3 protein-coding genes are annotated in these 8,724 nt (G+C 32.2%); 2 read left to right on the top strand and 1 reads right to left on the bottom strand.

Features of this window, described 5'->3' with window-relative positions; translation table 11 throughout:
* Positions 1 to 1,666: hypothetical protein (locus QZU75_RS01935; RefSeq protein WP_296881268.1), on the top strand; the 1,666-nt coding region annotated here is incomplete at its 5' end.
* A 411-nt stretch (positions 1,667 to 2,077) separates the two neighbouring features.
* Positions 2,078 to 7,789, top strand: coding sequence for an Ig-like domain repeat protein (locus QZU75_RS01930; RefSeq protein WP_296881267.1), 5,712 nt, complete (start codon positions 2,078 to 2,080; stop codon positions 7,787 to 7,789).
* Between the two features lie 150 nt (positions 7,790 to 7,939).
* On the opposite strand, the gene QZU75_RS01925 is transcribed toward QZU75_RS01930, so the two are convergent.
* Positions 7,940 to 8,665, bottom strand: coding sequence for a PD-(D/E)XK nuclease family protein (locus QZU75_RS01925; RefSeq protein WP_296881266.1), 726 nt, complete (start codon positions 8,663 to 8,665; stop codon positions 7,940 to 7,942).
* Between the last annotated feature and the right edge of the window lie 59 nt (positions 8,666 to 8,724).

The following is an 8,724-nucleotide window of genomic DNA, read 5'->3' as shown; positions in this document are numbered from 1 at the left end:
GGCTGTTGGTAATTATACTGTCTATTGGAATAATACTGTGGATGGTAATCATACTCCTGCTAATAATGTTTCAACTATTGAGATTCTTCCTGCTCCTTCCTTAGTGAATGGTACTGATGTGACTGTTACTTATGGTGAGCCTATTGAAGTTCCTTATGAAAGTACTAATGCTACTAGTGTGGTTTATGAGATCTTTGATGAGGATGGTAATCTTGTAACTAATGGTACTGTTGGTCCGGATGGAATTGTTCCTGTCAGTCAATTGCCTGTTGGTAATTATACTGTGAAGCCTGTTGGTAATTATACTGTGAATTGGACTAATATTGTTGATGGAAATCATACTCCTGCAACTAATACCTCTACTATTACAGTTCTTCCTGCTCCTTCTCTTGTTGAAGGTGAGAATGTAACTGTATATTATGGTGATCCAATTGTTGTTCCTTATGACAGCACTAACGCTACTAGTGTTACTTATGAGGTCTTCGATAGTGAAGGCAATCCGGTAACTAATGGTACTGTTGGTCCGGATGGAACTGTTCCTGTCAGTCAATTGCCTATTGGTAATTACACTGTAAAATGGGATACAATTGTTGATGAGAATCATATTCCTGCAACTAATACATCTACTATTACAGTTTTACCAGTTCCTACAAAAATTACAATTGATAATGTTACAGTTTATCCTGGTGAAAACGTTACTATTCCAATTAATGTAACAACCATTAATGATGAACCGTTCAATGGTACTGTAGCTGTTATAATGCCAGATAATTCAACTCAAACTGTGACAATTATTAACGGAACAGGTAATGTAACATGGTATGTTCCTGATGATTATACTCCTGATAAATACCCAGATATTATAAGATTCCCTGGTGATGATACTTATTTACCATCCAATGGAACAGGTATAATTGAAGTTGTTAAAATCCCAACTCATATCAGTGTTGGTAATGTAACTACTTTCGCAGGTATGGATGTTACTATTCCGATTAATGTTACTGCAGATGATGGAAAACCGTTCAATGGAAACGTTACAATAACATTCCCTGACGGTACCAAAAAGACTGTAGAAATCACTAACGGAACTGGTAGCACAACTTGGTTTGTTCCTTATGATTACACTCCTGACAAATATCCTGACAATGTCAAATTTGATGGAGACAATAAATACTTGCCTTCAGAAGGCAACGGAACAATTACTGTTATAAAAATCCCTGTTGATATTGTAGTCGGCAACGTTACCGGCAGACCTGGTGACCATGTTGTAATTCCAATCGACGTAATTCCACGTGACGGATCTAAATTCAACGGAAAAGTCACTGTAGAATTGCCTGATGGTACTGTAAAAATTATTGATATCGTTAATGGTAAAGGTAAAGTTCCATGGACAATTCCAAAAGACTACAAGGCTGGAAAATATCCTGTAAAAGTATATTCCAATGAAACTAATATATATTATTCCGCTAACGGAACAGGTTATGTTACTGTCATTGTAGATCCGCAACCAAATCCTGGACATAATGACACTCCGAAAAACGATACTCCTAACAAAGATGTCAAACCTGTCAAAAAAGGTTTAGCCAAATATGAAACAGGTAATCCTATATTAGCATTACTCGCTGTTTTAGCACTCTTAGGTGTAAGTATTAGAAGAAGAAAATAAAATTTAAACACGTTTAAAGGAGTTTATTATATTAAACTCCTCTTTTTTTTTATTTTAAATAACGCGTACTTTTTTTCAAGTCAAAAAATATTATTAACAGATTACTTTTTTGAAAATTTTTTAATATTTTCCTAAAATGACTCCTGATATATTTTCAATATTTTTTTCATTTTGATATTCATTAATTGTTTTTAAATTTCTTTTTTTCCATGCCAATATGCTTCAATATAAAAAATTTTTAAAAAAATTATATATATGGTGGATTTACATATTAATTAATGTATTAATTAAGAAAAAATTATTTAAAAAAATATCGGGTGTTTTTTAATGAAATATAAACAAATTATATTGCTTATTTGCATATGCACATGTATTTTATTTAGTTTTTCTTGTGTATTTGCAAATGAAGTAATGAATGAAACAATTAATCAGAATGATTTGGATGTAGAAGTCCTTCAGGTAAGTAATGATGTAAACCAGACGGCTGCTGATTCATTATCTGCATCTGTGGTTTATTTTGATGCATCTGCCAGTAGTGATGGTGACGGTTCCAAATCAAATCCTTATAAATATTATAAGTCAGACAGGATAAATTTTGGAGATACTGTTTACTTTGCTGATGGTGTTTATGATATAACTGAAGCAAATTTAATTCATTCTTCTTCAACATACAAAACTACATTTATAGGTGAAAGTGTTGAAAAAACTATTTTAAACTCTAAATTAATAAATAAATTTGATTTCACTGTTACTGACAATTCTTATTTTATTTTAAAAGATTTGACAATGACAGGTATTCACATTAACAATCAGGCTAATTTAATAGCTGACAATGTCATGTTTAAAAATAGTGAAAGAATTGATCCTAATTACCAGCCAAGTTTATCTTATTCATATATCTCTAAAGTATATGATTCTACCTGTGGTGGGGTAATTATTTGTGATACTCCGGTTAATAAAGTAACTACTTTAAATTTAACTCATTGTTATTTTAATAACAATGCTGCTTCATCAGGAGGAGTTATAGCAACCTATAATTCAATTGCCAATATTCAGAACTGTGTTTTTACTAATTCTTCTGCAAATCGTTTTGGAGGAGTAATATATGGTATAAAATCCCGTTTGAATATTCAGGATTCTTCATTTGATATTAGCAATGCTAAATATGGTGGTGCAATATATTCCAACAGCAGTAATATATATTTAAAAGATTCTCAATTTTCCACATCACAGTCCAGCAGTTTTGGTGGTGTAATAGCTTCCTTTTCTACACTATTGGATATTAATCATGTTGTTTTCAGAGATTATTCTTCCTTAGATGATGCAGGTGGTGCAATTTATAACATTGCAGGTACATTAAAAGTTGTTGATTCTTCATTTATAAACGGTTATTCTGATTTTGGAGGAGCAATTTGTAACTTAAAGTGTGATTCCACCATTCAAAATTCTGAATTTATAAATAACCAGGCACAATATTATGGAGGTTCAATCTATAATATGTATGGAAGTCTTATCCTCGCAGGAAATAAGTTCAACAAATCTTATGCAGTCAGCGGCGGAGCCATATTTAACAGACTTTCTGATTCATTCGATTTAACAAATAATCGTTTCATAAATTCCGCAGATGCTGATGGAGATATTATCTATATTGATGGACGTAAAGTTAGTGTTGCAGATAAAGGCAATGTTTATGATAGTTCTGCTGTATTTTTAAAATATGGAAATGTTTATGATATTGATCATTATGAAGCAGTTACTTTAATCAATTTTACACCCGAATCAGCTGACTTCATACCTTCCTTTTATGATTCAAGAAAGTACGGTTATGTTACTTCTGCAAAAGATCAAATTCAGGGAGGAAACTGCTGGGCATTTTCAGGTATTGCAACACTTGAAGCATGTCTTAAAAAAGCAACAGGAATTGATTATGACTTTTCTGAAGAAAACGTTAAAAACCTGATGTATGAATATTCTTTATTTGATTCCGATGTTGTAACAAATAAAGGTGGAAACTTATATATGTTCATAGCTTATCTTGCCGGCTGGTTTGGTCCTACATATGATATATATGATGTTTATGACGATTTTTCATCATTATCTGTAATATATAATTCATTAATCCATGTTCAAAATGTTTATATTTTACCCGAAAGAACAAGTTTCCTTGACAATGAATATATTAAAAAGGCAGTAATGGATTACGGTGCAGTTTCTGTTGGTATTGATTTATCAACAGGCGTAGGGCATGCAGTTACTATTGTCGGTTGGGATGATGAATTTACAAGCAATGACTTTTTAGGAAATAAGGCAGTCGGAGCATGGATAATTAAGAACAGTTGGGGTGCTAACTGGGGTTACAATGGTTTTGGATACTTGTCTTATCAACAGCCAATCAGTTTCGGTTATACATTTATCCTCAACGATAATAGGCCATATACCAATATTTATCAGTATGATTATGCCGGTAAAAGCGGTTATCACAGTATAAAAAGCAAAGATGTATACATAAAAAATAAATTCACAGCAGAAAATAATGAGATTCTATCTGCATTTTCAACATATTTTGATGAGCCGACAAATTTCACTGCTTATGTATATTTAAACGGAAAACTTGTTACAACTCAGGAAGGATTTTCTGAAAAAATAGGATATTATACAATACCATTGGAAAATGAAGTTTCTTTAAAAAAAGGCGATTCCTTTGAAGTTGTAGTTAAATTTACCAATGATGATGTGGTTTATATTCCATTATGTGCTGCTGATGAAATTACTAAGATGACTTTTGATAAGGGCATTTCATTTTATAGCGTTGACGGTGTTCACTGGAGTGATTTATATGAATCACAGTCACCTAGTGTAGCATGTATAAAAGCGTTCACCCGTTTAAATGCTTTAAATGAAATATCAATTGATTTAGATCAAATTGGCGGTCAGGATCCAAATCCGTTTGACAAGGTTGGTGTTGATGATTTAGTCAGTATCAATTTAAATCTTCCTCAATATTATGTCGTTGATGGAATTCAGCATCCTATCGACGGTATGGTTGCATTCAAAATTAATGACCAAGATTATTATGCAACAGTTGATAATGGAAAGGCCTGTCTAAACATTACTTTCGAAAAAGAAGGAACATATAATGTATCAATACAATTCAAATCCAGCAGATTTGTTTCCAATATGGTTAACTTCAATATTAATGTCGTTAAAACTCTCCATTCAAATCTTGTTATGCAGGCCAATGATGTATCTAAATTCTATGGCGGGTCTGAAAAATATATTCTCAGAGTATCAAATGACGGGGATGTTTTAAAAGGAGTCAATGTTAAAATTTCAGTGGATGGTAAAAATTACACTGTCAAAACAGATGATGAAGGACTTGTTGTTCTTGATTTAAACTTGCCTGTGGGAGTTTATGATGTATCCGCACAATATGGTGGTAAAATTGTTTCATCCAAGTTTACAGTTTTAACAACCATTTATTCTGATGATGTCACTCAGAACTTTTTGGATTCATATGTTTCAGCTTCATTTTTAAATACTGACGGTAGTGCACTTTCAAACAGGAAAATTTCATACAGCGTTGGAATTTACGGAGTAAATTCAGTGCCTGCTGTAGTTAATGCCACCACAGATAAAAATGGTTTGGCTACTGCCAAAATCAATCTTTACTCTGATAAATATATTGTATCTGTCGTTAACCCTGCAAGCGGTGAGAAGAAAGAATTTTTACTTGAAATATTACCTATAGATTCCAGTTGTTCACTTTCAGTTACTCAGTTAGGTTCTGATGTAATTATCAATGCCACTGTAGATCCTGTTGCTGCATCAGGTTATGTTAATTTCCTGGTTTTAGGAAAAATTCATAAAGTTAAGGTTAATCCTGTTATTATAGATAATAACAGAGTTGCGGTTGCTACTTTAAAGCTTGGAAATATGGCTGTAGGAAATTATAATGTAACTGCTGTTTACTCAGGTGATCAAAATCTTAGGGTTTCCTCAGACAGCAGAGATTTTTCAGTCACAAATAATCCTTATAGATTACGTTCAACAAATTATTGGAGTTATTATGGAAGTTCAGGCACTATAGCTAAAATAACCGATCAAAAAGGCAATCCTGTTAAAGGTCAGGTTGTATATGCAACAGTTTCAAATCAAACTTATAAAGGCGTAACTGATGAAGACGGAAATGCTATTTTCCAATTGGATTTGGAAGTTGGCAATTACACTGTGCTGTTTGAATATAACGGCCAGTCAATTTTAAATCATGTCTTTGTTTATTCTACAATCGACGTGATTACTGTCAGCGGCGAATATTTGAATACAAAAATAGGCGCTAACTTTATTTATCCGTATGGCGGTGCGCAGCCTGAAACCTTGGATGTTAAATTCATAATCAATGGAAAAGAATATCTCACAACTACAGACCGTAACGGATATGCTAGCGTGGATGCCGATTTGCCGGTTGGAACTCACACAATTACAACTGTAAATTTATGTAATGGTGAGAAAAAGCAATCAAAGATAACAGTCTATAAAACCACTCCTGCAGTTACACTTACAAAAACCAAACGTGGAGAAGGTATTTTATTAACTGCAAGTTTAACACACTCTACTGCAATCGGAAATGTTGTATTTACTATGGGTTCAGAAAAATACACTATTTCAGTTGAGGATGGAAAAGCAATACTTGCACTTACTTTCCTTGATGAAGGACACTATGAAGTCTATGCAAATTATATCGGAGATTATAATTTCAACAATATTCTCTCACCTACAGTCCAATTTGATTACGCTCCTACAAACTATACTGTATCAGCTCCAATTTTATCAAAATATTATGGAGGTCCTGAAAAATTCGCAGTAACTTTGAAAAACTTCAATCAGCCTGTCATAAATGAAATAATCAATATTTCCATTGATGGTAAAATATATAGCTTAAAAACTGACAGTAAAGGTGTAGCTTCATTTGACGCTAATCTGGATCCTGGACTTCATACAGTATACATAAATTATGATGATAGGGTATTTTTATCTGAAATCAATATCGAATCAACAATTGCCATAAACCGTGCTTCCGGTGATGTTTCATATTCAAATATTAATGCAGAATTCAGGGATGGAAGCGGTAATTTGCTTAAAAATAAAGAAGTTATATTTAAAATAGGTTCAAAAGAATTTAAGCAGACAACAAATGCTTTCGGTGTTGCAGTTTCAGACATTAGTCTGGATAAGGGTAACTACACAGTTGCTGTTATAAATCTTGTCACTGGTGAAATTAAATATACAACATTAATAATTACAAAATCAACTCCAACACTCGCTTTATCTGTTGTTAAGGAATATGGTGCTGACGTGTTAAAGGCTGTTTTACCTAAAGCTGCAACAGGAGATGTTGATTTTGTATTGGATAATGGTGATATGTATTCAGTTGAAGTTGCTGGCGGAATTGCAAAACTTACAGACCTTCTTCCTGGTGAATATACTGCAGATGTAACTTATAAGGGTAATGATGAATTCAATTCCGTTTCAGGATCTATTAAATTCCATGTTTCAGAGATTACTGTTATTTTACTTTCTTCAAAAGTAACAACTACCTATGGAACCAGCAAAAACATTGTTGTAACATTGAAGGATTCTGCAGGAAATATTCTGGTTGGAAGAAAAGTAACAGTTATTTTAAACAATCAAAAATATGAAGCCATAATGCCGACTGACGGTAAAGCTGTAATTGCCATTCCATCAACATTGCCAGTAAAAACATATGTTGCAACAATAACATATGATGGTGAATCAAATATTGAAGGAAAAACCATTAAGATTAATGTTGTGGTAAATAAGGCAATTCCTAAATTAACTGCTGCTAAAAAGACATTTAAGCTGAAAGATAAAACCAAAAAATATGTTGTCACCTTAAAAACAGATAAAAATAAGGTATTTAAAAGTCAAAAAATTACTATTAAAGTTAATGGTAAGACTTACGCTGCCACAACCAATAAAAAAGGTCAGGCAACATTTAAATTAACTAAATTAACTAAAAAAGGAACATTTACAGCTAAAATTAAATATTCTGAAAATTCCAAATATAAAGCGGCAAATAAAAGTGTTAAAATCACTGTTAAGTAAGTGATTTTTCACTTCTTTTTATTTTTTTGAATCTGATGTAGATTACTAAATCTCTTTTTTAAAATAATTTCATAATCATTAATATATTAGTATTTATGATTAATTAAAATCAAATTATTATTCAAACTATTAAAATAATTGATGGTAATTTCAATATTTCATAAGGTTATTGCAGTACTCATCACAGATTTTTCTATATGTGCAGAATCTGCAGACATACTGTCTGTTCGGATGGAACTTTTTGTCATTGATTTTTGATCTGACCTCATGAAGAGTATCAACAGCATCATTAATTTCAGAATAGCTTAAATATTTACGTTTATTGTCATTATCGCAGATGTCAAGCAATCTCAAACGACCATTTTTTGTAAAATAAACACCAACACGGCTGACTGGTTTTCCAACTACATTTTCAACAAGCAATTTATAGTAGCATAACTCTAAACGATATTTGGAAAAGGAATTTGAATTGCCGGTTTTGTAGTCAATGACTATCAGTTCACCGTTTTCATCCTCCAGGATAATATCACAAATACCTGAAAACCTGTTTTTCTCATCTAAAAGATAATCTTCAAAGGAATGGAGTTTAAAGTCATTTTCAACAAATGCCCTTTTAAAAAACAAACTCAGATTGTCAATGTGTTCGTCAATATTTCCGATATTTTCATCATATGCAATCTTTATAAGTTCATTGCTGATGTCTACATTGTCCAGTTCATCGCCGAATTTGTCTGTAAACTTCTCAGCTATAAGATGAACATCACTGCCCAGAGCCATGTACTTATTTGGCTCGACTTCAATTTCATCAATATATTGAAATTTAAATTCCAGCGGACACTTAAGATAGGTGTTGACTTTTGATTTTGACAATCTCATATGTTAACATTTATATAATCTTTTTAAAATATATTATCATAACTAATATTCGGAGAGTA

Source organism: uncultured Methanobrevibacter sp. (genome assembly GCF_902764455.1).
GTDB lineage: Archaea > Methanobacteriota > Methanobacteria > Methanobacteriales > Methanobacteriaceae > Methanocatella.
The sequence above is the reverse complement of the archived record's forward strand: the minus strand, read 5'-3'. Positions and strand labels throughout refer to the sequence as shown.

What these genes read in the sequence shown, in the direction of transcription:
- QZU75_RS01925 (WP_296881266.1), bottom strand. Translation starts at nt 8,665, where the DNA reads ATGAGATTGTCAAAATCAAAAGTCAACACCTATCTTAAGTGTCCGCTG.
- QZU75_RS01930 (WP_296881267.1), top strand. Translation starts at nt 2,078, where the DNA reads ATGAATGAAACAATTAATCAGAATGATTTGGATGTAGAAGTCCTTCAG.